General features: G+C 42.7%; 17 protein-coding genes and 6 tRNA genes. 10 read left to right on the forward strand and 13 right to left on the reverse strand.

Annotation, left to right across the window (positions count from 1 at the left end; all coding sequences use genetic code 11):
* The first annotated feature begins 4 nt into the window (after positions 1 to 4).
* From rnk to L3V30_RS07525, 3 genes are all read left to right on the forward strand, one after another.
* Positions 5 to 412 (forward strand): nucleoside diphosphate kinase regulator, encoded by a 408-nt coding sequence (gene rnk / locus L3V30_RS07515; RefSeq protein WP_005394604.1) that lies wholly within the window; start codon positions 5 to 7, stop codon positions 410 to 412.
* A gap of 239 nt (positions 413 to 651) precedes the next feature.
* Positions 652 to 1,605, forward strand: a complete 954-nt coding sequence (locus tag L3V30_RS07520; protein ID WP_237308696.1) for a sensor domain-containing diguanylate cyclase — start codon at positions 652 to 654, stop codon at positions 1,603 to 1,605.
* A 481-nt stretch (positions 1,606 to 2,086) separates the two neighbouring features.
* Entirely contained in the window at positions 2,087 to 3,871 is a 1,785-nt protein-coding gene (locus L3V30_RS07525; protein ID WP_237308621.1) for an Ig-like domain-containing protein, read from the forward strand.
* A 63-nt stretch (positions 3,872 to 3,934) separates the two neighbouring features.
* Here L3V30_RS07525 and L3V30_RS07530 read toward each other — a convergent pair whose 3' ends face one another.
* Positions 3,935 to 5,530: a hypothetical protein gene (locus tag L3V30_RS07530; RefSeq protein WP_012842220.1), complete on the reverse strand. Its 1,596-nt coding sequence runs from the start codon at positions 5,528 to 5,530 to the stop codon at positions 3,935 to 3,937.
* A 680-nt stretch (positions 5,531 to 6,210) separates the two neighbouring features.
* Here L3V30_RS07530 and L3V30_RS07535 point away from each other — a divergent pair.
* The gene (locus L3V30_RS07535; protein WP_041853064.1) at positions 6,211 to 7,497 is read left to right on the forward strand and encodes a hypothetical protein; all 1,287 of its coding nucleotides are present in this window, start codon (positions 6,211 to 6,213) and stop codon (positions 7,495 to 7,497) included.
* Between the two features lie 77 nt (positions 7,498 to 7,574).
* Here L3V30_RS07535 and L3V30_RS07540 read toward each other — a convergent pair whose 3' ends face one another.
* The 3 genes from L3V30_RS07540 to L3V30_RS07550 form a co-directional block, all read right to left on the reverse strand.
* Positions 7,575 to 9,257 (reverse strand): Ig-like domain-containing protein, encoded by a 1,683-nt coding sequence (locus tag L3V30_RS07540; RefSeq protein ID WP_237308697.1) that lies wholly within the window; start codon positions 9,255 to 9,257, stop codon positions 7,575 to 7,577.
* Between the two features lie 983 nt (positions 9,258 to 10,240).
* Positions 10,241 to 10,314 (reverse strand) — tRNA-Cys (locus tag L3V30_RS07545).
* A gap of 37 nt (positions 10,315 to 10,351) precedes the next feature.
* A tRNA-Leu gene (locus tag L3V30_RS07550) sits at positions 10,352 to 10,438 on the reverse strand.
* 300 nt (positions 10,439 to 10,738) lie between these two features.
* Between L3V30_RS07550 and L3V30_RS07555 the strand changes: the two genes are divergently transcribed.
* Positions 10,739 to 11,668 carry a CHAD domain-containing protein gene (locus L3V30_RS07555; RefSeq protein WP_237308622.1) on the forward strand — a complete coding sequence of 310 codons (930 nt, stop codon included), beginning with the start codon at positions 10,739 to 10,741 and terminating at the stop codon, positions 11,666 to 11,668.
* 68 nt (positions 11,669 to 11,736) lie between these two features.
* A complete protein-coding gene (locus L3V30_RS07560) occupies positions 11,737 to 12,525 on the forward strand; it encodes a lipase (protein WP_237308623.1) in 789 nt (262 codons plus the stop codon).
* 74 nt (positions 12,526 to 12,599) lie between these two features.
* Here L3V30_RS07560 and L3V30_RS07565 read toward each other — a convergent pair whose 3' ends face one another.
* The 4 genes from L3V30_RS07565 to L3V30_RS07580 form a co-directional block, all read right to left on the reverse strand.
* Positions 12,600 to 12,854, reverse strand: a complete 255-nt coding sequence (locus L3V30_RS07565; protein ID WP_012842214.1) for a hypothetical protein — start codon at positions 12,852 to 12,854, stop codon at positions 12,600 to 12,602.
* Positions 12,855 to 12,984: 130 nt separating this feature from the next.
* Positions 12,985 to 14,508: an alpha-amylase gene (gene amyS / locus L3V30_RS07570; protein ID WP_225461126.1), complete on the reverse strand. Its 1,524-nt coding sequence runs from the start codon at positions 14,506 to 14,508 to the stop codon at positions 12,985 to 12,987.
* Between the two features lie 308 nt (positions 14,509 to 14,816).
* Positions 14,817 to 14,890, reverse strand: a tRNA-Cys gene (locus L3V30_RS07575).
* A gap of 37 nt (positions 14,891 to 14,927) precedes the next feature.
* Positions 14,928 to 15,014 (reverse strand) — tRNA-Leu (locus L3V30_RS07580).
* A gap of 552 nt (positions 15,015 to 15,566) precedes the next feature.
* On the opposite strand from L3V30_RS07580, the gene L3V30_RS07585 reads away from it, so the two are divergent.
* From L3V30_RS07585 to L3V30_RS07600, 4 genes are all read left to right on the forward strand, one after another.
* The gene (locus L3V30_RS07585) at positions 15,567 to 17,198 is read left to right on the forward strand and encodes a methyl-accepting chemotaxis protein (RefSeq protein WP_012842212.1); all 1,632 of its coding nucleotides are present in this window, start codon (positions 15,567 to 15,569) and stop codon (positions 17,196 to 17,198) included.
* A gap of 199 nt (positions 17,199 to 17,397) precedes the next feature.
* Complete coding sequence (gene alr / locus L3V30_RS07590; protein ID WP_134645707.1) at positions 17,398 to 18,627, forward strand: alanine racemase; 1,230 nt, start codon at positions 17,398 to 17,400, stop codon at positions 18,625 to 18,627.
* Positions 18,628 to 18,943: 316 nt separating this feature from the next.
* Positions 18,944 to 19,675: an AzlC family ABC transporter permease gene (locus L3V30_RS07595; protein WP_031780544.1), complete on the forward strand. Its 732-nt coding sequence runs from the start codon at positions 18,944 to 18,946 to the stop codon at positions 19,673 to 19,675.
* Positions 19,672 to 19,980 carry an AzlD domain-containing protein gene (locus tag L3V30_RS07600; RefSeq protein WP_074189653.1) on the forward strand — a complete coding sequence of 103 codons (309 nt, stop codon included), beginning with the start codon at positions 19,672 to 19,674 and terminating at the stop codon, positions 19,978 to 19,980. The genes L3V30_RS07595 and L3V30_RS07600 overlap by 4 nt, the downstream gene beginning before the upstream one ends.
* A gap of 140 nt (positions 19,981 to 20,120) precedes the next feature.
* Here L3V30_RS07600 and dld read toward each other — a convergent pair whose 3' ends face one another.
* From dld to viaA, 5 genes are all read right to left on the reverse strand, one after another.
* Entirely contained in the window at positions 20,121 to 21,827 is a 1,707-nt protein-coding gene (gene dld / locus L3V30_RS07605) for a D-lactate dehydrogenase (protein WP_046875379.1), read from the reverse strand.
* Positions 21,828 to 22,211: 384 nt separating this feature from the next.
* Positions 22,212 to 23,114 carry a LysR family transcriptional regulator gene (locus L3V30_RS07610; RefSeq protein ID WP_237308624.1) on the reverse strand — a complete coding sequence of 301 codons (903 nt, stop codon included), beginning with the start codon at positions 23,112 to 23,114 and terminating at the stop codon, positions 22,212 to 22,214.
* A gap of 236 nt (positions 23,115 to 23,350) precedes the next feature.
* Positions 23,351 to 23,426 (reverse strand) — tRNA-Gly (locus tag L3V30_RS07615).
* Between the two features lie 37 nt (positions 23,427 to 23,463).
* Positions 23,464 to 23,537, reverse strand: a tRNA-Cys gene (locus L3V30_RS07620).
* A 206-nt stretch (positions 23,538 to 23,743) separates the two neighbouring features.
* On the reverse strand, positions 23,744 to 25,198 hold the full coding sequence (viaA, locus tag L3V30_RS07625; RefSeq protein ID WP_012842207.1) for an ATPase RavA stimulator ViaA: 1,455 nt from the start codon (positions 25,196 to 25,198) through the stop codon (positions 23,744 to 23,746).
* Positions 25,199 to 25,206: the final 8 nt, after the last annotated feature.

A 25,206-nucleotide genomic window follows, 5' to 3' on the forward strand; every position in this document is an offset into this window, starting at 1 on the left:
TAAAATGTCAGAAAACAATTCTATCTACATTTCAAGCTTAGATATGAACCGAATCACGGCTTTGTTGGATAAAATGCCAAACATCGCGGCGGAGCTTGTTGAGCTAGAAGCAGAGCTAGACCGTGCGACGGTTCTTGAGCCAGAACAAATGCCAGATAATGTGGTCACGATGAACTCAACTGTAGAGTTTAAATTTGCAGGTGAAGATAGAACCATGACAAAGACACTGGTTTACCCATCTGAGCTGAAAAGCAGTGATGATATTTCCATTTTTGCGCCCGTAGGCAGCGCACTGATCGGCTTGTCTGTTGGTCAAAAACTTGAATGGCCAATGCCAAATAATCAAGTGAAGACAATTGAAATTGTCGATATCACCTACCAGCCTGAGCGTTGTGGTGCACTAAACCGCTAACCCTCAGTAGTCCCGGTGCAAAGGCCTCATTTATGACTTTGCACCAGGAGAGCCCCTCGCTTATCCCCTATTTCCTTCTTTGTTTTTCCAAGCATTTACTTTGCTGCTCTTAAGTAACATCACCGATTCTTTTGTTATTTACCGCATATTCAATACCTATATCTCCAAGCTCAATCATAGAAATTGCAAAGTATTTTTCGTATATTGTCGCTCCGAAAACGACGTAAATTATGCGCAAAATGGAAGAATATCTAACTCGAATTGCCTGCTTAGAAAAAGAAAATGAAGAGCTGAAGCGGAAGAATGCGCGACTACAAGAAAAGTTGAATGCTGCACTCGACAGTAATGGACTGTGTTTGTGGGAGCAGCATATTCCTTCAGGTACTTTGACGATATTCAATATGCAGTGGGGTAAAATGCTAGGTTATCAGCCCCATGAGTTAACCGCGACGGTTGAAACGTGGAAAAACAATCTCCACCCTGAAGATTATGATCTTGCGGTGGGTGCATTTGAAGATCACCTAGCTGGCAAAACCGACCTTTATGAGGTAGTTCATCGCATGATTCATAAAGACGGCAGTGATAGTTGGGTCTACGATCGAGGGCGCATCGTCGAGTATGGTTCTGATGGCGAACCACTACGCATGATGGGCACTCATATCGATATTACAAAAGAAAAGCGATATGAGCAGCAACTGGCTAAGTTAGCTTCGAGTGATCCATTGACCGGACTGTTAAATAGAAAAGCAATTGAGGAAAACTTTAATCATCAACTTCAAACCAAGCCGTCTCAGCAGTCTGCCTTAGTGTTTGTTGATATAGATAATTTTAAAGCAGTTAACGACCAGCTAGGCCATCATACTGGTGATACTCTCCTCATTAATATCGCCAATAGCTTAACAGAGCTTGCGCCAAGCAAGTCTCAAGTCGGACGCATAGGAGGAGATGAGTTTGTCGTTTTAAGCTCTTATTCAAATCAAGAAGAAATATCTCAACTTTGTGATCGACTCTTAAGTTCCATCATTCCTGCGATAAATCAGGACTTAAATAAAGTAACGATTGGAATGAGCATCGGTGTTTGTCTATTTGATAAAGGAAAACAACAGTTTAATGAAGTTTATCAAAAAGCCGATCATGCAATGTATGAGATAAAGAAAAATGGCAAAAATGGCGTTGCCTATATCCAGATATAATAATTCTCTTGTTTTTTTGAAATTAATATTTCTTTAATTTGACAATTTTCTCTACGGAATTGATAGCGTCTTATTTTTTAATAAGTCATTTATATAGGAAACAAAAGAAATAACAAACAATTAAGAGTGTTGCATACTACACGGTGTAATATTATTACTGTCTTTGTGACTGCTTTTGTTGCATACAATATTATTTCTTATTATTTTTATAAAAACCACTAGTAAAAAGTAGTTAAACATTATAATTCATAAACTTATAAAAACCGAAATGCATGGTTGAATTTTAACCACCCCTTCTGCTAATATCTCGCCTCGTGTTTAAAAGTAATAAACACACACAAATATAAAACAAACTTTATAAAACATAATGCACACTTGATAATTACTGGTTCTATTTGGGTAGAGCTCGGTATTTATTTTATTTAAAACATTATGAATTTGTAATTTCATTTAATATCAAAATATTAAGTAGGTATATAAATTGAAGAAGGTCATCCTCCCTCAATTGGGCTTTGTTGCGTCAAATTTACGCTTGCTAGCTCTTGGCTTTGTAACCCTCGTGTCAGCATATTCTTTTTCATCAGAGGTTTATGCTGAGCAAGTGGCTAGTGGTGAACAAAAAACATTAGTTGTACTCGTCAATTTCCAAGAAAACCCTCAAGAGATCCCGATCTCTAAAGAAGACGCCCATCATGTTGTTTTTAATACCGTTAGCGACTTCTATTCGCAAATGTCCCAGGGGCAACTTTGGCTATCTGGTGATGTTGCTGGAACATTCACCTTACCGATATCAAACCAAATTTGCGATGATGATGCTGTAGCAGCGGAAGCCAACAAAATGGCTGAAACTGCGGGATATCAACTATCAAACTATGACCGTTTTATCTACTTAACAACCAAAACTGGATGTGCATCAGAAGGCTCTGGTAGTCAAGGAGTAACTCCCTCTAGAGCGTCAATAAATGCGGTTTTCGAGCCTCGAGTTATCGCCCATGAATTAGGACATAATTTTGGATTGCATCACGCTTCCGCACTCGACTGTAAAGACGGTACGTTAGCTGGTGATTGCCGTGTCATAGAGTACGGTGATAGCTACGATACAATGGGTAACTACGATATGGGTTACTTTAGCGCCTTCCAATTGGAAAACTTAGGGTGGCAGACCTCCCCTGCTCAAATCATTTCTAGTGATGGTGTTTACTCTATTGATGCCTATGAAGACTTTGAAAGTACTTCATCAAAAGTTTTAAAAATCCCAAGAGGTACCGATCCAATTACAGGTCAGCGCCAATGGTTTTACGTTGAATATCGACAAGCTCTTGGCTACGACAGCTTTTTACGTGACCGTTCGTACATCGTATACCGCCAAGATGTGACAGAAGGTGTGGTTGTGCGCCTAGCGACAGACGGTGATCTTAAAAGTAGCCGCTTGCTACACATGAAGCCTGACTCCACTTTCAAACAATTATTTGGGAGTAATGACTGGGAAGACCCTGCTCTTCCAATTGGTGGAACGTTCACCGATCCCAAAACAGGTGTGTCGATTACTTTGGAAAGTGCTAATGGTCAAAACGCACAGATCAGTGTCATATTTGGTGGTGAATCCGGGCAATGTGTTGCGACATCGCCTCTACTCTCTCTAACCCCACTATCAGGTTCTGATGCAAATGCTGGAGAAACGTTAGCGTATAATCTTAAAGTGACGAACCAGAACAATACAGAATGTGCAGACGCGACTTATACAACGGCTTTAAGCGTTCCTGACGGATGGAATTATGACGCAAGCGCCTTGACGGTTCCTTCCGGCATGAGTGCAGAAACGACGGTCATGGTTACGTCAAACAGCGATGCTCAGCCGAACTCTTACAGCATAACCGTTGACGTTATAGATGCTGAAAATGAACAATCAGCCAAAACCGAGCTATCTTACACAGTGTTGTCTGAGTCGACGTCACCACTTGAGGCGGTGAATGATAGCGTAACGATCAGTGATAAATCCGTCGTTCGCATCCAACAGTTAAATAATGACTCGTTTGAACAATCGACCTCTCTTGCAATTACGGTCGCTAAGCCAAACAAAGGCAGCGCCCGTGTACTGAGCGATGGCTCCATTGAATACACACCTTCGAAGAAGTTTAAGAATAATGATTCATTTACTTATACGATCAGTGACGGTCAATCTTCTTCAACCGCGACGATTAGCATCACCTTACAATCGACTTCTGGTGGGAATGGTGGTGGAAACGGTAAAGGGAAACCGAACTAAATCACGCAATTCATACAAAAAAGCCTGGAGAATACTCCAGGCTTTTTATTCAAAAGACGTCAATTAGTTACTTGGTGCAGGACAAATATCACAGTCTGCAGAAGCTGTATTCGTCGCTTGAGTATTATCGATTTTCAAGAAACCAACCGCCGTCACAGTATCACGGAAAGATTGTGTTTCTGCATTGCTAAATGCCGTTGGGATATAACTACCAGTATAAGACTGACATTGATCCGAAGCGAGTTCGATATTATTCACTACTGTCACGTCATCAGAAGCATCCTCAGGCGTACCTGAGTCATCCACAACAGAAACATTCACTAAAGTAAGTCCAGGCGTTGTGTTACATACCATTCCCGAGAAGCTCACTTCAGCAATGATACCATTTTCAGTAAGCTTGAAGCCGCTTTCACATGACTTCGTTACACTAATCATTGGAGACAAGCTCAATGACTCACATGGATCACTTGCGGTATCAGTAATGGTCGCTTGGCCACCCGGAGTCGCAGCTGCTGTGACTTTCACCGTATTAGTTAGACCATTGCTTGTACTTTCAAAACTGCCGCTGTATGAAGCACTATCACCTGAAGCAATGGCACCTAAGCTATGTGTAGTACCTGCTTCTAAATCCTCTACAACAACATCGTAGAGCGTACCGACACCATCATTAATCACGTCGCCGCTGTATGAGTAAACGTAACCATCTTCTGTTTCATTCACGACCGCTTGATTACATGTTTTAGTGATATCAACACTACACAACTCAAAGTCACCAACCACAAAGTCTTTCAACTGAGCGGTAATACTGCTTGATGCTCTTGTTTCGGCTGCAAACGAGCTAAAACAGGTGTCTGTTTGTAGAAGTTCAGTAAGGTTTACACCACCTTCAAAGAAGGTTTCTGGAGGGAAGACATTTTCGACACCACTTTTTGGCGTATACGCCCATGGTGCAGGTGAGTCAGTTGTATTGGTTGAAGCACACACATCTTGCGCGCCTGGTGAACACAGTGCATTTGTCTTAACTTTCAAACGTAAGTTTGTCGCAGCACACTGACCATCTTGTGGATTATTGTTATCAGCTTTCGCACAAGTTGTGTCCCATTCAAGAACCAAAATTTCTGGCCCCTCATTTGCCCCTTGCAAATAATTCACCTGAATCAAAAGGTCGCCAGCAATATGTTGACCAGTGAATGTACCGTCTGGGTTTGTGCTGACTGAGTCTTGATAAAACCAAAAACCTAAGAAGGCATCACCGCTGTTACCAAAACGGTCTGCACCAAAGGTGAGTACAAGATCATTATTAATGTTGTATGCTGCTGCATACGCATGAAGAATGTCCCCTTTATCAAGTACCGTACCAGTCTTCCAACCAAGTTCCGGTATGTCTTTGATGTCTTTATTACCACCAGTAAATATTGTATCCGGTGTTGCCGTGTCATTCTCAAAGCTAAATACTAATGCTCCACCACTGTTTGGCGGCGTTGACCAGTCATCTGGAGCACCTACTCCAGAGTCATCTATCGCATTAGCATTTGCTTCTAACTCAAATACGCCATCTGTTGGTGTTGCAAATGCAGAGCTACCTATTAGCAAACTTGTAAATATTGCATAAAGAAAGCTCTTCATCGTATGCCAGATACCTGACTTACAAGAATTCATAACCTACTCCTTAGAACGCTTCTAAAGCTAGACGAAGGTCCCTATGTCATTAATTGCCTTTTAAGAAAGAGTGAAAGCGAGATACAACTTTCGTTTCGAGCTCGTATAACGCATAGAGCATGCCACTACTTAAGGTTATGATTTTATTAAACTAAATATTTTCAACAGCGAAGAGAATGAACAGAGTGTTCAATTTTAAAGAAAGAGAAAGAAAACAAAAGAGACAAAAAAACCTACGATAACAAAGATATATACGTGTTCTAGGATAATGTTACAGATTGACACTTTATTGTTTACACCTGTGACAGATGCGCAAAAGCGGCGGTATTGAAACTGTCCACTATGAATATGAAATAGACGCTTACTCACTTGCTCCAACTAATGTGAAGGTGATGTGTAACACCTGTTTGCATAGTGTTACATCCTTTACACATCTAATTGAATACTCATTTAACTAAAACATATTCAGTCGTTTAGCGAATAAGTTTTAGCTCAACCATTTATGAAAATATAAACAAACTGTTCACCCATCTGTACAAAAATAAAAAATAATCAACAAATACAAAAGGTTAAACATGGAACACTCTATGCTAGTCAACTGGCGCAGTTTAACTCTGTGAGAAAACTATCACGTATGTGGGCTCAAGGACGTAGCGAGCCCACTTACACAAGGAGGTTTTATGAAAACCATATTTAACTCTTGGTGGGGCAATAAGAGTTACCGTTGTTCCACTTTATGTAGCCAGAATATACTTACAGCGATCAATATCAGTAGCATGTTTAAGCTGTTTACTTGGGTCATAGCGGTTAGCTTAGTGCTGAGCTCTCAAATTGTTTACGCATCCGCTGGCGACCCTTCAAGCCGAGGCGTGCAACCAATATTTGTTGAAGGGAATAACACCTGTCAACAATTACTTCCAGGGATCGATGGTTTGATAGAATACAAGCTTGAGCCAGTTACAGACGGCACTTTCGGTGATGGCATGCTTGAAGTGGTTATTGATCAACAACCTGGGGCAAAAACCTTCAGTTGGGATCAAGGTGATAGCCCTGTGATTATGCAAGCTATCTTCGTAAAAGGTGGTCCTGACGGAAACCTATATAACTACTTTACAGATGGATTATTGTATCAAGATGATGCCTTACTACATGCACCTGTGGGTAACAATGGTAGATACTATGGCTTAAGTCATATTTCATTCTGTTACACACCAGGCGTACCAGACATTAAAATCACTAAAACTTGTACATTTGGTGATGTTGTCAATGGTAACACTTTGAAATACAACTATAAACTCACTGTAGAAAACACCGGTGACTTTGCATTGTATGATGTTGTGGCAACAGACACTACAGCCGTTGACAACGATATGGCTGCCGGTGACCATGTGTTCAATTTAGCGATGCTCGCCGTCGGACAAACGCAAGAGTTTAATGGTTCGTTTATTATTGACCAAAACGGTATCACTAACTACGCAGAAGTAAGCGCAGCACTTGAAACTGGTGGTGGTGTTGCGGTTTCTGACAACGCAGATTGGGAATGCCCAAGCCAAAACATCCCTGGTTCATTGTCTCTAGAGAAAGACTGTAGTGTCGTCGTCGTGAATCGATTTGAAGATACTGGTATTAATGAATACGGTCTTCAAGTCAATTACAGTGGTAGTGTATGTAATACCTCCAATGTCACCATTGACGGCATTGTCGTAATCGACAACAAAGACTCGAATCCAATCCAGGTTGGTATGCTTGCGCCTGCTGAGTGTTACGACTTTACTGGTAACTACGAGCCAATCCCAGGAGATGGTGAAGGCCTTCCATTACCGGGTGAAGAAGTCAGAGCGTTTACAGATACTGTGGATGCGAGTGGTGAAACTATCTTCGGTAATGTTGTCGTAGAAGCGATAACAGCGTCTGCAGAATGTACGCTATGTCCAACTTGTCCAGAGCCAGTTAGCTGCCCTGAATAAAGTCTCTTACAACTTAATAAAACAACGCCTGACGTTAACTCGCCAGGCGTTTTCTTTCGAACTATATCGTTATCGTTCTATTTATTCTTACCTTTCCCATTGTTACCAGAGTTGCCAGAATCGCCACCGGACGAGGACTCTAACTTCACTGAGACCTGAGCGGTCGAGCTGCTTTGACCATCACCTATGGTATAGGTAAAGCTGTCGTTATTTTTGAATTTCTTCTCAGGTGTGTAACGCAGGGTGCCATCTGATAACAGCTCTAGTCGCCCCTTGCTTGGTCTAGTAAAAGAAACCACGCTTGCAGAGTTTTGCTCTCCAACAACATCGTTTGCCATCACATCGATAGTCACCGACTGTTTCGAAGACATAGTCACCTGATCATCAACAGCAACGAGCTCTGGTGATGGTGAGATTTCATTGGTTACAGAGTAATTCACGGATGCTGCGGTTTGCAGACTTGAGTCTTCTCCGTGCGTCACGATCATCTTCAAAGCATAGTCTTTATCACTAGCGTCAACCGAAGATACGACTGATATCATTACTTGTCCGGTTTCACCTGCTGCTAGCGTGATTGCATTGCTGCTTGCTTTCCAACCAATTGGCACTGACGCGTTCACAGAAAAACTGCTCGCTGAACAATCTGCACTATCTTTGTTAGTAATAGTGACCTGATATTGAACCTCATCGCCGGCTGCAACCGAGTTGTTTGTTGCAGCTTTCGCAGTCACTGATGGAGCATTAACAGTACAAGTCCCGATATTACCGTTGTCAGAGCCGTCAAAGACAACGCTTACTTCGGCGATGCCGTTCGCTGCACTCACCAAACTCAATGTTACACCTGAGTCTGGGTCAGTATAGCTACCACCGACCGGCATAGATGGGTCAAACCAGTCATTTCGGCCAAAAACCGCACGATATTCAGAATCAGTTTTAAAGTGAAGCAGATTACTGCTGCGCCCATCGCCTTCTACAGCGCTTCGAATGATGATGCCATCCGTAACGTCCCCACGATAGAACGAGTAAGAACGAGCATCTAAAAAGTCGTCAAACCCAATAGACTGGCGGTATTCAATGTAAAACCATTTTTTTGCACCTGTAGAGGGATCTGTACCACGAGGTACTTTTATCGTAACTGGCTGATCACTAGTCGTCTCGTAATTCGCGATGGAGTAAGTACCATTTTGAGTAACTTCCAGTGTCTTTGAAGCGTGCTCTCCCTCTAGCCATCCTAGTCGCTCGCGCTGGAAAGTATTCAAATAGCCGATGTCTGGACCACCCATTACATCATAGGTATCACCGTATTCACGCAACGTACAGTTGTCTGAAAGCGTATGTTCGCCGCAATCAAGTGCACGAGAGTGATGCAAACCAAAGTTATGTCCAAGCTCATGAGCGATGTTCATCGGAGAAAAATCACCATTGATGTGCGCGCGTGAAGGCATGCCATCAATAGTTGCCGATCCAGCGACACCACATGCCGTTTTTGTCATCAAGTAAACAATACGATCGTACTCTTCAAGCTTCACTCCCGCAGAGATGGCTTCTTGATCCGCTGCATCTTGAACAGCGGTAAAATCACAAACCTGATTAGACAACGGTAGATTAAACCAACCCACGACTTTCCCAGATAGCCACATTTGCTCAAAAGAGCTTTCACGGTAGAAGTCATTTACTGTGCCAAAGATTAGATTATTTGCCTCTGACAAAGTTAATGGCTGCTCATTTGGGTTTTCTTTGAAGTTCAGCAGGATAACCAATGTATTTTGCTGTCCCGTCGTACTTCCTGCTGCACTGGCGTAATGGATGCTCTGTAAACAAGCGAATATTACTAATAAAAATGACAACCCTTTATTTAGGATTGTTCTATTTATTTTAATATTTTTTATCACTGCTTCACCTAATTTTAAATTAATAACTAGTTCACCTTCCCGCCAATATAAGCAGAAATGGTAGGGTAAAATAATATAAATTTTAGGCAATAAAATGCCCTAGCCTATAAAGCCAAATATGTTCCTATATACATCAACATGGTTATAAAAGGATAACCACCAAAAATATAAGAGCCGGAATCATAGCAAAGCAACCGGTCAAAATTCAACCAGAGCGATAAGTAATTTAGGTTAAGTTTGTGTAATAATAAATTTGTCCATTTTTGTCAGTTACTTAAAATAACCTTATGATTGTTTTATATGAACAATCTTTGTATTCAACAATGACTTTAATAAATCACTTGCACTACAGCCAATTTAAATCATTAAAAATCAAACAAGTAGAAATTGAACTAAAACAACCTCAATTTCATCGCATAAAATTATAACCTTTAAATTCATTAACTTAATAACGAGTCATTCGAATAATATACCTCAACAATTCTTGAGTAATATTACCCATCCTGAATTGTTAAATTTACGTTAAATTAAAGTGGTGAAAAATTTTTTGCTCACCTAGTTTTATACTCGATTACAAGACAGACTGAGCGATACAGTGCAATATCAACTAGATACATATAGAGAAACAAGCAGGATATATGCGCAACTTTATTTTCAATATTGAACTAAAATCACATTGATAATATAACGCTATAGATAGCAATTCAGGAAAACCAGTTAAAGGGTGATTAACTGATAATTGAGGTTGGTATTTGTACAAAAATTAATTATTCAATAAAAAATTGTGTATTAGAATAGTTTGACAATGCCAGATAGTAAAAAACCGGCACAAGGCCGGTTTTTAGAAATAGTGGAGGCGCCTCCCGGAGTCGAACCGAGGTCCACGGATTTGCAATCCGCTGCATAGCCACTCTGCCAAGGCGCCTTTCTGATTTTGATATCTCTGTTACCAAAGATTTTGATGGTGCCCCGGGCCGGACTTGAACCGGCACAGCGCGAACGCCGAGGGATTTTAAATCCCTTGTGTCTACCAATTCCACCACCAGGGCAACGCAATCATGCGATGGGTTAGACACCATCTGTCTCAGCGGCCTTTGCCGTGAGAACGAGGCGTACTTTAACGGATTAATTTATCTGGTCAACAAAAAATTAGTCTTTTTTATTCAAATGGTTAAAAAGTCAACTCAAACGAACAAAGGGCGATCATTTTGCTCACAAGAACATCAGCATGCTTTACTCTCGTTTACTTTGCTTCATCACTTCATGTCAACGAGGAATCGACAAGTCGCACAAATTGACAGTATGGGTATAAACTTAATTCGTACTGCAGGGACAAATAAGCGCTCATCATGTTTCGAAAGTCATCATTTCAATTACCGCTACATACTGATTCCGAACTCGACTTCGTAGTGCCCCACTTCTTACTTACTGAATTTGATTATGCACGCTCTCTGGAACAGGGGATCGTCCAAGACTTGGATCCTGAATATACACACCAGTATCGCGTCACACTGAGGCGCATACGCTCACTATGCTTGCTACTTCGCGAACTGATACCTCCTTTTGAACAGCGTATTTTGAAACCTCATTTAAAAATAATGATGAAGAAAACAAATAAGCTGCGTGATTTGGACGTATTTATCTTGGACAAAAGCCAATACATTGAAATGCTCCCAAACCACAAACCCTCTCTTGAGCCGCTTTTTGGCTTTATAGAATCCGAACGTGCTTACGAACAGGCAAAAGTTGCGCGTTGGCTAGCGACAAAAGAATACACTATACACTGCACTTTGGTCAGGAATAGTCTGCTGCGAAGTACACAACACGAACGAGTGGATAACAACGTACCAGCGTTACTCTTCGCAAGCCAAAAAGTCTCCGAACAATTTAAAAAGGTCGACAAAGCACGGCGCAAGATTTCGGACAAAAGTCGTGACAGCGTGATCCACTCAATGAGGATAAAGTGCAAAGCGCTGCGTTATTTGCTAGAAGGGTTTTCCGCACTCTACCCTTCCCCACAGCGCAAAAACAACGTGAAACAATTAAAACTATTGCAAGACAAGCTCGGTGATTTTAACGACACTTCAAGTCAAATTGAATTTTTCACACAGATCAAAGAGGCAGTAAACCTAAATAAAAAAGATCGTAAGACCTTGAAAAAGCTGCTTAACGTGCTTAGTGAACATCACGATATCTCGCGCCAGACCATCTTAACGCACTTAGACCAATTTGAGGCTTTCATCCACGATACCAACACACAAAGTCTCTACCAGCACTAACCTAGGTTCACGTATTTTTAATATTCATTAATTACAGTCAGTCGTTAGGCTCCATAAAGAAAGATAACGTGAAACCATTAAAACGATACCAATATGAGCGCTATGCCGTACTCTGTAATCTCGCCTATCCTCGCGTCTTCAGACAAACTCAATACGGATTCGATCCTAATGGGCAACGAGTCATTAGAAATGAACACGGTAAGATTATGATTCGCGTGCTCTGGAGTAAAAAACAGAGTGAAGTGGTCGTAGTAATTAAAGGCTCACACAGTATCAGTGATTGGTTGTTAAACTTCGCGATGTGGACGAGAAGCTGTCGACGGTTGGGACTGAATTACCGCATTCACGCGGGTTTCTATCATCTTCTGTTTCAAGAAAGTTTACCGAGCCGAAATGAAGATCGGTTGGGGTTGACCGTGGTCGAGCGCCTCGAAGGTATCGTTGTACCGCTCATTCTTAGGGGAAAAAGAATCACCATTACTGGTCACTCTTCAGGTGGCGCGATTGGCAGTGTTTTTGCCGACTATATTGAGAAAAAATACCCAAAGAGCATTAAACGCGTCGTGACTTTCGGTCAGCCCGCAGTTGGAGATTGGACCTTTAAAAAACGCTACCGTTTGGGGCACAAAACTTACCGGATTTGTTGCGACATCGACATCGTGACATTCATGCCGCCAGTGCCTTTTCTCTATTGGCATGTAGGCAAAATGTTATGGTTGTATAACGGGAGAATATACGAGAATACGCCAACGTTCATTCGACTTGGACGTTCTCTATTTAGTTGGTTGATGCGACCATTCTCTTATCACTTTATGAGTAAATACATCCGCGATAAAGACTTCTTTGACGAACGCTGAGCTAAGTACCCTAAAACTATGATGTACAGGCACTAAAAAGCCGGACTCAGCCGGCTTTACGTTTTTGTGGTGAATTACAGAGAGGCAATTTCTTTTTCAAGTTGATATTTGCTATCTGTGACTATGCGCTCTAACACTTCAACGCGTCGCTTCAAATCACCAATTTGCTTGTTAAGGTTATCTTGTTCTTCTTGGCTCATCGTATTACGTTCAGATATCTCCAAAGCTCTTACTTCTTTACGATGATTCAAGATTAACTTAATTATCCCGCCCCCAAATATGGCACCGAACACAATAGCCACAACCAATACATCAGCAATAGATTCCATTCTTCACCTTCCTCTAGATAATGCTCAAATATAAGTTACTCATTTGTTATATGAATATCAAATAACGTATTGATTCACTGCAAAGTTTCATCAAAATTTGCCTGTTCTGTATCAAAATCACAAGAATGGATTACTCAACGCTAACCCAAACCGAGACAGATCCACCATTTACAGGGAACTCAGCCCACCCGTTCGCATCTGTCCAAATGTCTTCAGTTCGGATGCCCAACTTGTCGACATAGCGTGTACTTGGCTTACCCGTATACATCCACTTCGAGCCACCTGGTCCATCGCTCATGATCACTGCCATTGAATGTGGATGTTCTGCATCGCCCTCTCTAGTCCAGCCAATTACATCCCAATGGTCGAGATAAGAATGTTGTTTGCCATACGCATAGTCTTTACGCAGTGTTACGAGCTCTTCGATGTAAGGCACTTTGACCATATTGATGTCATGCCCTTTATCACTGTACTGCGCACCGTAGTAATCTGCATAAAACACGGATGGATAACCTTCTTCACGCAATAAGATAAACGCGTAAGCGAGCGGCTTAAACCACCAATCAACCGTCGACTCCAACGCCTGCAAAGGTTGAGTATCATGATTTTCTACTAAGGTTACCGCTTTGACTGGATTGTCCTTCATCAGCGTACCATCCATGATTTTACGCATATCGTAACTACCACCCGATTTAGACGCATTGTAGAAGTTCATATGTAGCGGTGCGTCGAACAGAGACATGCTGCCAGAAGTTTTGGTGATAAAGTTATGCAGCTGATTCACATCGTAGTTCCAGTACTCTCCGACCGTGAAGAGTTCTTTCCCTGTTTTCCAACGTAGGTGATCAATCCATTCTTGAAGATATTGGTATTTGATGTGCTTCACCGCATCCATTCTAAAGCCATCAACACCAGTCATGTTGATGTACCACTCACCCCAATCTTTCAGTTCTTGTTTAACTTCAGGATGATCCATGTCTAAGTCAGCATACATAAGGTAGTCGTAATTCCCCTTTTCAGAACTGACTTCCCAATCCCATGCCTTACCTTCACCTTTGAATTTAAAAATGGCTTTTTCTTTACCTGCATCGTCCCAGTCCACGCCATCAAAATGGTACCAAGTCCAATGGAAGTTAGAGTACTTGTCGTTGCGTCCAGGGAAATCAAACTCCACCCACGCTTCAATCCATTTATCACCAAGTTCAATGTTGCGGTTGTTCCAATCTACCCGCTTAGTATCAACCCAAGATTTCCCATCTGCACCACCACGGTGGTTAAACACCACGTCACCATAAACCTGGATATTGTTATTGTGAGCGGCATTGATAGCACTAAGATACTGATCTTTCGTGCCGTATTTGGTGCGCACTGATCCTTTTTGATCAAACTCTCCCAAGTCGTACATGTCATAAACGCCGTAGCCGACATCATTACTGCCACCCGCTCCTTTGTATGCAGGTGGTAGCCAGAGCGCTGTGAATCCGTTTTCTGCTAGCGTTGGAGCGTTATTTTCCACTTGAGTCCACAGTGTGCCATCGTTAGGCACATACCAATGGAAATACTGCATCATTGTGCCATTCTCAGCAGCCAATGCAGATGAACTTAGCAGCAAGGTTAAAGATAAAATAGTGCGTTTTAATTTAAATGTTTTCATTATTTTTCTCTCACGTTAAGGACTAAAATCCTCCTTTCTGCTCATACACACCAAGCATTGCCAACGGTCACGCTAGCCAAGTTGCTGCCTGTGATACAAAAAGTTCGGATTACAATCGAAGAGAAATTAGCACCAATCACCCTATACAATTATTGAGTTATTTAACATTTATAAAATCAATGACTAGTGCATTGAAAATATTGAATGGTGATCAAAACATGGGAGGAATTTAGAGAAGCGTGAACGAGTATAGATTGATGGATTTAAAACGAAGAAAGCCAATCATTTAAGACTGGCTTTCGAAATAGTGGAGGCGCCTCCCGGAGTCGAACCGAGGTCCACGGATTTGCAATCCGCTGCATAGCCACTCTGCCAAGGCGCCTTTCTGATTTTTATATCTCTGTTACCAAAGATTTTGATGGTGCCCCGGGCCGGACTTGAACCGGCACAGCGCGAACGCCGAGGGATTTTAAATCCCTTGTGTCTACCAATTCCACCACCAGGGCAACGCAATCATGCGATGGGTTAGACACCATCTGTCTCAGCGACCTTTGCCGTGAGAACGAGGCGTACTTTAACGGATTAATTTATCTGGTCAACAATAAATTTTATCTTTTTGATTTAAGTGCTTAAAAAGCGATCCAGACGGTACAATTGGCATTCAATTAGGCCAAGAAACACTCGTTAGCTTTCATCAACTCTAAGTCACACACATGTTGATGCCCGTAACTGCTTAGCTTGTAAACGCCTGACTAACGCGGATCGTAGTCACCACTCTCTTTAGCTCTGTAACATCTGTAACAATTGGAGCACCTACTCTTGGCACTGTTTCACACGAAATATCATATTTTGTTACCGATAACTTTGCATCGAATGTGGTCGTACCTTTATAAAATCATTGACATTTTTTATTTTCAAAAAAAGCTCAATTCATTATCGAAAATATCAATAAATAATGATAGCTTACACTCGTTGCAGTAATTTAATGGACATATATCACATATAAGGACGTGGTTTACTTTGGCGACACACCATAAGAAAAACAAGGTATATCACTAATGTCTATCAAGAATCTTTCTATAGCGAAAAAGATATCGCTATCGTTTTTACTCATTGCCATCGTCAACATTGCGTTTGGCGTATTTTTATCTACAGAGCTCAAAAGCATTAAATCTGAGCTTTTAAACTATACCGATGATACGCTTCCTGCTATGGAAAGAGTAGATTCGATCCGAGATCACTTGTCTCGCTGGCGCCGTGCTCAGTTTGCGACATACACTTATGAAGACGCAGACCAAATCAGAAACAAAATTGCCAGCAACATTCGCGAACGTGAAAAGATCAGCAAAGAGCTCGATTCTTACGGTGAAACGATTTGGCCTGGTGAAGAGCAACAAACTTACCAGCGCCTTATGCGTCAGTGGAAAAAGTACCTGGTCACTATGGATCAGTACAACGAAGCGATGCTAGCCAACGACAAAAGCAAGGCCCACCCTATTTTGGCGAACTCTTTACCTGCTTTCGAAGCGGTTGACTCTGAGCTCGGTGAACTGATCCGTCTACTTAAAAATGCTATGGACAGTAACAAAACTCATATTCTTTCTTCTGTAAATGGATTGAGTAACTCGTCAATTGCAAGCAACGTGATTATTCTGCTTATCATGGTAGGCATGACGTACGTGCTGACACGCCTTATTTGTGGCCCACTAAAACTTGTTGTCGAGCAAGCAAATGCCATCGCAACAGGTGACCTATCAAACGACATCGATCGTAAAGCCATCGGCAATGACGAGCTAGGTGAGCTGGCAGATGCGACCACTAAGATGCAAGATGATTTGCGCCAAGTTATCGACAACGTGATTGCTGCGGTCACACAGTTAAGCAGTGCAGTAGAAGAGATGAATCAAATCTCTGATATTTCTGCGTCTGGTATGAAAGATCAACAACTGCAAATCACACACATTGCTACGGCAATGACAGAAATGAAAGCAGCAGTAGCCGATGTTGCACGTAATACTGAAGATTCAGCGAACCAAGCTAACGAAGCAAACCGTCGTACACAACATGGTGTTCGTGAAACGCAAGGCATGGTTGACGCGATTCATGAAGTTTCAAACGTAATTGGTGCTGCGGGCGATACTGTGGCAGAGCTTGAACAGCAATCGAATAAAATTAACGTTATTGTTGATGTTATCCGTGACATTGCCGATCAAACCAACCTACTTGCGCTTAATGCAGCCATTGAAGCTGCGCGTGCTGGTGAGTCTGGTCGCGGTTTTGCCGTGGTTGCGGACGAGGTTCGAACGCTTGCAGGCCGTACGCAAGATTCAACCAGCGAAATTACGTCGATCATTGAACAGCTACAATCGCTTGCAAAAGACGCGAAATCTGCGACAGAACTTTCTAGAACCAGTATCTCAGAATGTGCAGAGCAAGGCATTCAATCAAAACAGCTGATGAGCGACATTGAACACTCGATTTCTGATATCTCAGACATGGGCACCCAAATCGCCACGGCTTGTAACCAGCAAGACTCTGTTGCAGAAGAGCTTAACCGCAGCATTGAAAACATACACTTGGCATCTCAAGAAGTATCACAGGGCTCAGAGCAAACCGCACAGGCTTGTCGTGAGCTAAGCCAGCTGTCAATTTCTCTTAAAGATGTAATGAGCCGCTTTAAACTGAGTTAAACTCAGTGGATACCTTAGTTGATATTGAATCAACCTCGATTTGCGCAAATTGAGTGCAATCACTGAGATATATTTAGGTATATTGAATCATGATCTTCAAAAACGCTCCAAAGCACTACTTGGAGCGTTTTACTTCGTCAGGTACTTTCCCCAAGTACTCAATAACATAACCAATACAAAAAACGCGTACGGAGACTTTATGCGCTTAAATAAAACCTTACTATCACTGACTATCGCTGCTGCAACCGTTGCTCCTGCGATGCAAGCTACTGCTGCCCCTCTTCAAATTAGCAACACTGTAGTAAAAGCAGAGCAAGTTCAAGGCGCTAACGCTTGGCTGGAAATAAACTTAGGTCAATTCCGCGATAATATTGAGCAGTTCAAGTCGCACATGGATGGCAAAACGAAAATCTGCGCCGTGATGAAAGCCGACGCATACGGTAATGGCATCGCGGGCCTGATGCCGACTATTATCGAACAACAAATCCCTTGCGTTGCCGTTGCAAGTAACGCCGAAGCACAGACCGTTCGCGACAGTGGCTTTAAAGGTCAACTTATGCGTGTACGCTCGGCGGATATTGGCGAGATCGAAGCTGCAATCGACTTAAATATTGAAGAGCTGATTGGCACTGCAGAGCAAGCCAAAGTACTGTCTAAGCTAGCAGAGAAAGCGGGTAAAGAAATCAAAGTTCACCTTGCTCTTAACGACGGTGGTATGGGACGTAATGGCGTTGATATGACGACAAAAGCGGGCAAGCAAGAAGCGCTAGAAATCGCTCAACAAGCTGGCGTTAATATTGTTGGCATCATGACTCATTTCCCTAACTACAATGCAGACGAAGTTCGTCAAAAGTTATCTTCGTTCAAAGACAGCTCTGCATGGCTGATTAAAGAAGCGGGCCTAAAACGCGAAGATATTTTGCTGCACGTGGCCAACTCTTACACTGCACTTAATGTTCCTGAAGCACAGCTTGATATGGTTCGTCCTGGTGGCGTTTTATACGGTGATCTGCCAACCAACCCTGAGTACCCTTCTATCGTGTCTTTCAAAACACGCGTGGCATCCGTTCACCATCTGCCAAAAAATAGCACTGTCGGTTACGACAGCAGCTACAAAACGAGCAAAGAAAGCCTAATGGCGAACATTCCTGTTGGTTACTCTGATGGCTACCCACGAAAAATGGGCAATACGGCAGAAGTACTGATCAATGGCCAACGAGCAAAAGTGGCGGGTGTTGCTTCAATGAACACCACTATGGTTGATATTACAGGTATCAAAGATGTTGAGCCTGGTTCTGAAGTTGTACTGTTTGGCTCTCAGCAAGGCAAAACGATTTCGGCAGCAGAAATGGAAAAACATGCAGAGGTCATCTTCCCAGAACTATACACGGTTTGGGGTGCTGCGAACCCTCGTGTCTACGTAAAATAAACCCTTTCAGTTGTTCGTAACAGAACGAAAAAGCGAGCCTCGTGCTCGCTTTCCTACTCATATACTAATCTGTAACAATCCGTGCTCTTCTCAATTGAACAGAGCTTGCTATTTGCGTTGCGTTACTTTCCTTGAGCCCTAGCAAATGACAAACCCTCTAAACCCTTCATCTTAAAATCGTTCAGGTATACTTGTTTTTTATATAGCACTTAGTGTTTGAAAGCCCTTTCAATTGATGTTAAACATGAAGTTTACAAAAGAATAACAAACGCATTCATATGGCACTGCCCTTTTTGCCTGCTGGCTAGGTATCTCTATGACAGAAAATACTCAACATCTTCAGCGTTCCTCATCAGAGTTGCACGAATTTACTCGGGTCGACGTGTGGAACGGTTTCACCCAACTTTTACCTCTGTCCATGTTTGTGGTCATATTTGGCCTCGCATTCGGTGTTGCCGCCGTACAAACTGGACTAGATGTATTTCCCACTATGCTGATGAGCACACTGGTCTTCGCCGGTGCTTCACAATTTGCCACGCTAGAAATGTGGGGAGCAGAAGTACCTCTGATTCCAGTGCTTATTACTGTATTTGCTATTAATGCTCGTCACCTCTTGATGGGCGCTACGCTTTATCCATGGTTACGACAACTCCCACCGACAAAACGTTACGGTGTAATGCTGGTAGCATCAGACGCAAACTGGGCAATGGCACTCAATGCATTTGGTAGAAAAGAACCAGGTTTTGGTTTGCTTGTTGGCGGCGGCTTAGCGATGTGGTCGTTTTGGATTGTTGGCACCTGGATCGGCATTTATTTTGGTAACGCAATCAAAGACCCGGTGAGCCTCGGACTCGATATGGTTATGGGATGCTTCCTGCTGTCTATGGTGGTGGCAGGGCCGAAAGACTTAAGAATCTTTGCGATTTGGGCCACAGCAGCAGCCTCTTCTATGTTGGCGTACTGGTATTTACCAGAGAATAGCCACGTAGTGGTTGGCGCTATTACTGGTGGAGTCTTAGGTGCTTGTTGGAAGGAGAAAAAAGCATGAACATCGAAACGAGCGTAGGTGGCACACTGCTTATCATCATCGCCATGGCGTTAGTCACGCTCATAACCCGCTGGGGCGGAGTGTATGTTATGTCATTTATTCCAATTAGCGAGCGGGTTCAACGTTTCATCACTGCGATGTCAGGTTCCGTATTGGTTGCCCTTTTAGCCCCACTAGCGGTTGAGGGGGATTACGGTGCTAGAGCAGCACTTTTTTCTACTGCTGTCGTCATGTTCATCGTGAAAAAGCCTCTGCCCGCGATTGCAACTGGCATCATCGCAGCCGCCGCGGTACGCGCTATTTAACCGTTGTTTCAACGCCGATACCAGTCATCAATAAAAAGCCCCAAAACACGAAGCCCTGATGTCACGAGTGCCATCAGGGCTTATCTTATGCTCATCATTTTAACGATGATCAACGATATTAATCACGGTGAGATAGAACATTATGCACAGCAGTTACAATTGCGCTTATATTTGTCCATTTTGCCAATACCAGGGTTAAAGGTGTTGGTTGGATCTAGCTCGTGGTAAAACTTCTGCAGCGAATTTTCAGCTTCGTACAAGTGACCCACATTATGTTCTGCTGGGTATTTAGCACCACGGCTATTGAGGTGTTCTAACATCAGCTTTTTCATCAACTTCGTGTCGGTCCCTTTTTTGAAAATGTAATCTTGATGGAATACATAACACATAAAGTGACCATAATAGAGCGCTTGAACAAGGTTCTTACTCACCTCTTCCGGTAAAGTTTCTAGCCACTCTTCATCATTACGTCGCAAAGCGATATCAAGTGCAACGATGTCTTCTACGTCTTTTCGGTGAATCGTCTCGTAACGAATTGCTGCACCTGCTGCTGCAAAGCGATGTAAATAAGCTTTTTTACCCTCTTCCGGCGTACACTCGAAGAAATCACAGTCATCTTCAACAGCCCAAACTTCATTGAGGTATTTTTGCGCCTCAGCAATACCACTATCACTCATTTTTAATACCAGGTGATGCTCATACTTGTCGCGGAAATCCAGCATTCGTTCTGGTAAATGTTGTGGGAACAACTTACTCGCGTAGTACAAAATGGTGTCTGGCAGGTATTTACTAACAAACGGGACGCGCTCTAAGACATTTTCTACTTTAGCTTTAAGTGCAAACATTTTTGGCAGCTTATCTGTGCCTAGCAAGTCGATGGATAAAAAGACGTCTTTGCCGTACTTCTCTGCCATGTTGAAGATATCTCGATGCAAGTATTCTCCCATCTCAGGCAAGTTCTCAAACGTAGATAAGAAATCTTTTCGCAGCTTCGTCAGTTTCGCAGGATCATTGGTGCCAAGGTAAAAAACCTGCTCTTTTTCGGGTACTGGGTAGCTATCAACTCGAACGGCGAAAACACCCAATTTACCAGCGCAGCCACTGGCTTCAAATAAACGACGTTCATCGGCATTAAAGCGAGAAGGAATGTCAGAAGTCACGTCTCGAACACGTTCATCGTATTCTTTGTCTGATGCCATTCGCTCGTCATGAATGATCTTCGCTGGGTCAAAATTTCCTTCTTGCAGGTTTGTCAGAATTTCTTCTGGCGTTTCACCTAAACCTTCAATACCAAGGTGATTAACCAGGTGTAACTGGCCTTGCTTATCGACCTGCGCATAAATCGCCAACTCCGTGTAAGCAGGACCACGCTTGACTAACGCACCGCCTGAGTTATTGGCGATACCCCCAACCACAGTGGCACCTAATGATGAAGAACCGATGATAGAGTGCGGCGCTCGGTTCACCGCCTTCAATTCTTTTTCCAATGAGTGCAAACTTGCACCAGGCAAGCATACTGCCTGCTTACCGCCATCTAATAAGTGAATCTTCTTGATTTTGGTAATATTGATCACGACCACATCACGGTCATAATCATTACCACTTGGAGCTGAGCCTTCTGTTAAACCTGTTTTGGCAGCCTGCATAATAATAATGCAGTTTGCTTCAACGCACTGTTTAATGATCTTCCATTGTTCTACAAGAGTATTAGGAAACACGATAGCAAGCGCAGTGCCACTACCTGAGCGAAAACCCGAACGGTAGTATTTTGTTTTAACCTCGTCGGTTAGGACATTTTCTTCCCCAACGATAGTTTTAAATTCGTCAATCAGCTGCTTTTGTTTCATATCCGTATCTCTAGTTATTGTACTTCGCTCACATCACCGTTTAGTGACGGTAATGGGCGTTTGAGCCACTATAAGCAGTCCATTTCTCGGCGTCTATGTCAGGCAGGCGAGCAATACTTAACCAACAGACAACAAACAAAATAATTCTTTTATTTTTCTGTCACTTATCTTTCACATTCGGAAAATTTAACGCAAGAAACAGACCGTTTCTTAAAAGAAACAATAGCAAAACCATTTGTTAACAGTTGTGCGCAGCATCTTGTTATCAATATTAGTGATAAAACAAGGAGAAGGCTTAAGCTTCTAAATTTATAAGAATTATTAGAAATGAAGATGGAAACAATAACTCAACACCAACATAACGATTGGTGTTGAGTTATTGTCTTAAAATCGATGATTTTGACTTTGAAAGCTGGTGTATAGATGATCAATGAAGATCTTAATTTTTTCTGGCTGTTGACGAGTGTAAGGATACACTGCATAAATACCCAAACATTTGGCGGTTTCGTCTTTGAACAATTGAATCAGGCGGCCTTGCTTTAAGTCTTCATAAACCAAGACACGTGGCACATAGATGATTCCCTGCCCCAACAGTGCGACGTTTCTCAATACCGAAGAGTTGTTGGTACAGAGGTTACCGTCGACTGTAACTTGATACACCTCGTCTCCCTCTTTAAACGCCCACTCACACGCCCCGTTTTCTTGGTAGGAATAAACCAAACAATTGTGCTTATCCAAGGCTTGAGGTTGCTTAGGAATGCCATGTTTAGCAAGGTATTGAGGTGACGCACAAACAATCCAATTGGCATCCACCAGCTTTCTTGCGATCAGGCTAGAATCTGGCAACACACCCGTTCTAATTGCCAGATCAAAACGTTCATTCACGATATCGACGAAACGATTATCTAGATCCATATCGATATTGATGTCAGGGTATTTCTGATTAAACTCATTGATCACTTGAGGAAGAATTAACTCACCAGAGATAGTGGGTACAGAAACTTTAATGTTTCCAGATAAATTCTTACCTAACCCCACAATGGATTCTTCTGCCGTTGCCACCGCCTGATAAACGGCTTTTGCATGAGTAAAGAACGCTCGCCCTGCCTCCGTCAACGTTAACGTTCGCGTTGTTCGGTAAAGAAGCTGTACACCAAGCTCTTGCTCAAGCTTGGCGATGCGTTTACTGACAACCGATTTGGTCAATGACATGTGTCTTGCTGCAGCGCTAAATGAGCCTTGCTCGATCAGGTGATAGAAAATGATGTAATCGTCGGTATTTCTCATGCGTCTTCGTCAAATCCTTTGGAGACCGACATTGTAAACGGATATTGGTCAATCTGCGAAACATAGGGGCACACTTAACAGCATAACTCGCGAAAGAAACAAGGGTTATACCCACAGTTCAAGAAATTGAGATGGCGTAAATTTATCAATATTCAGATACAAAAAAACCAGCTTTCGCTGGTTTTAAGTTGATGCACTTGGCATCGAGATACCGCAATTGCCATATCTGAATAATTTGGAGCGACACACGAGGTTCGAACTCGTGACCTCAACCTTGGCAAGGTTGCGCTCTACCAACTGAGCTAGTGTCGCATTGATTCTCGAAAGCCATTAACTCTCAAAAGAATAATGGAGGCGCCTCCCGGAGTCGAACCGAGGTCCACGGATTTGCAATCCGCTGCATAGCCACTCTGCCAAGGCGCCTTTTTTACTTCGCTTCAGGGCTCTTCCCCGTTGCGTTGGTGGCTACTTTACGGATTGAGAGAAGATAGTCAAACAAAAATCTTTCATTTTCTGTTTGTTTGATTTCTTTTAAGCCAATTAGACCAAAGTTCGATCTTATCGGCTTAAAACGAAGCAATATAAATCTAGCTTCCTGTACGTTTTACTCAATAGAATTTCAATGTCACTTAGTAATTACCGACCCGTTTAAGCAACCTGCCCACAACATTAGGATGATAAGACCACGTGTGATCAAACATCGACATCAATGCCGGGTTTCCGTATTTAGATAGGCTGATCGCGTGAAAACGGTTTTTCTTCGCTTTAAGCGCATCCACTTTGGCAAGCAACTCGTCTTGTTGTTTTGGCGCGATAAAGTCGGAAATGACCACCATATCGGCATTTTTGTACTTATCACCGCTCATCAAGTCGATAGATTTGATCAAAGTTGGCTCTAAGTCTGTACCACCATGGAAGCTATAAGTTAAAAAGTCCGCCGCCTCGCGCAGACCATCTTGTTTGGTTAGCTCGTACGTAATGTGTTCCGTCGAAAAAATAATGACATAGCAGTCACGTTGCTCCGCTAATGCGATTTGCATCAGAGCATAAGCCATGGCTTTGGCGCATTGTTCAGGAAACCCGCTCATTGAGCCGGACGCGTCCACACACACAATAAACGGTCCTTTTTCGATATCTACCGCTTTGTTGTCAGGTCGGTGAGCTTTAACTTTACGTAACGTGCGCGATTTGCCCTGTGTACGGTAGTTCATAAGTCGTTTATCGACTAAGTGTTTATAGAACACGACCTCGAGTTCAGGATACGCCAAAAACATCGTTTCGTTGGGAAGTAGCTTATTTAAATCATCGCTTTCGTGAATGCCGACAATATCATCTGTCGCTTCATCACTCTTCTCTTCGATCATTTGTAGCTCTTCAGTAGGCGCGCGGTTAAGTTCGGGATCATTCACTTGCCCCGCCATACGGCCAAGTTGCTCGGCTATTTCTTGCAAGCCTTGGTGCTTCTTCAGAAACTCCGCATGGCGTTTCATCACTGTTAAGTCAGTTTTGCTCAACTTGGCAGATGCCATATCCCATAAGCGCCCTACACTTTCAGCATCACCCGACTCCGTGACCTTATCCATATTACGCATGGTCTCCATACGCTGATACAGGTCATTCAGCACTTTCTCTTTATTGGCCTCAAGCTCGCTTACTTGCGCTTGCTTAATCGCATCGGCTAGACTTTGGTACCATTGATCACAGAAGTAATGTGGGAACATGGGATTATTCATCCCCTTGTTCTTCTCCATCATTCGGCGAGCCTGCATATAAAAAGCGGAGTGCCACTCAAGCTTTTTAATCACATCTTCGATGTTTTCGAAAAACGCCTCTTCATCCCAGTGAATGACCTCTTGATATAAAGACAGCTCTTGTTGGAAACGCTCTGTCTCACATACCTTGGTAATCCGTTTTTTAACACTGCCCCTCCACTTTAATAAGTGGCCTTTGACTGAAGATTTAACGCCTCGGTTTTCTGCCATCATCATGACTTGTGAACGCGCCATTAAATCATTAACTGCACTATCGATGATGCCAGAGTCGGCTACCATCAGCGCGAGGTTAAGTCCGTCTGCACCTAGCATGTCGTCTC

Source organism: Vibrio sp. A1-1 (assembly GCF_021728175.1).
Taxonomy (GTDB): domain Bacteria; phylum Pseudomonadota; class Gammaproteobacteria; order Enterobacterales; family Vibrionaceae; genus Vibrio; species Vibrio diabolicus.

Excerpts from the sequence above, each read along its gene's own strand:
- rnk (WP_005394604.1), top strand. The coding sequence starts at position 5 with ATGTCAGAAAACAATTCTATCTACATTTCAAGCTTAGATATGAACCGA.
- L3V30_RS07520 (WP_237308696.1), top strand. The coding sequence starts at position 652 with ATGGAAGAATATCTAACTCGAATTGCCTGCTTAGAAAAAGAAAATGAA.
- L3V30_RS07530 (WP_012842220.1), bottom strand. The coding sequence starts at position 5,530 with ATGAATTCTTGTAAGTCAGGTATCTGGCATACGATGAAGAGCTTTCTT.
- L3V30_RS07535 (WP_041853064.1), top strand. The coding sequence starts at position 6,211 with ATGAAAACCATATTTAACTCTTGGTGGGGCAATAAGAGTTACCGTTGT.
- L3V30_RS07555 (WP_237308622.1), top strand. The coding sequence starts at position 10,739 with ATGTTTCGAAAGTCATCATTTCAATTACCGCTACATACTGATTCCGAA.
- L3V30_RS07565 (WP_012842214.1), bottom strand. The coding sequence starts at position 12,854 with ATGGAATCTATTGCTGATGTATTGGTTGTGGCTATTGTGTTCGGTGCC.
- amyS (WP_225461126.1), bottom strand. The coding sequence starts at position 14,508 with ATGAAAACATTTAAATTAAAACGCACTATTTTATCTTTAACCTTGCTG.
- L3V30_RS07585 (WP_012842212.1), top strand. The coding sequence starts at position 15,567 with ATGTCTATCAAGAATCTTTCTATAGCGAAAAAGATATCGCTATCGTTT.
- alr (WP_134645707.1), top strand. The coding sequence starts at position 17,398 with ATGCGCTTAAATAAAACCTTACTATCACTGACTATCGCTGCTGCAACC.
- L3V30_RS07595 (WP_031780544.1), top strand. The coding sequence starts at position 18,944 with ATGACAGAAAATACTCAACATCTTCAGCGTTCCTCATCAGAGTTGCAC.
- L3V30_RS07600 (WP_074189653.1), top strand. The coding sequence starts at position 19,672 with ATGAACATCGAAACGAGCGTAGGTGGCACACTGCTTATCATCATCGCC.
- dld (WP_046875379.1), bottom strand. The coding sequence starts at position 21,827 with ATGAAACAAAAGCAGCTGATTGACGAATTTAAAACTATCGTTGGGGAA.
- L3V30_RS07610 (WP_237308624.1), bottom strand. The coding sequence starts at position 23,114 with ATGAGAAATACCGACGATTACATCATTTTCTATCACCTGATCGAGCAA.
- viaA (WP_012842207.1), bottom strand. The coding sequence starts at position 25,198 with ATGCTAGGTGCAGACGGACTTAACCTCGCGCTGATGGTAGCCGACTCT.